This window comes from Bacillus sp. SIMBA_154, from assembly GCF_046536015.1.
Lineage (GTDB): Bacteria > Bacillota > Bacilli > Bacillales > Bacillaceae > Bacillus > Bacillus pumilus_P.
In genome coordinates this window covers 1-258 of the sequence record NZ_JAWJBV010000394.1, presented here as the reverse complement: position 1 = coordinate 258, position 258 = coordinate 1, and the positions used below count along the sequence as shown (strand labels likewise).

Genomic DNA, 258 nt, shown 5'->3' with positions numbered 1-258 from the left:
AAGGGCCTGAACAGTTTTTCGTGATGGAAACACCCGGACATGCACAATCTCACCTTTCCTTCCTAGATGAAACAACGGGGGATTTAATTGGTGGAGACCTTTTGCTGACAACCATTTCCTCAAACCCATTAATGGAAGCGCCGGATGAAGGCAAGGAACGTAAAAAATCGCTGCTTCAATATAAAGCCTCACTCAATCGACTATTGGGTTTGCCAATCAAGACCATCCATCCAGGACACGGTCAGCTGATTACGTCCC

The 258-nt window shown here is 46.5% G+C and carries 1 protein-coding gene; it reads left to right on the top strand.

Annotation, left to right across the window (positions count from 1 at the left end; translation table 11 throughout):
* The coding region (locus R0K30_RS22510) for an MBL fold metallo-hydrolase (RefSeq protein ID WP_410613132.1) at window positions 1-258 on the top strand (258 nt) is incomplete at both ends.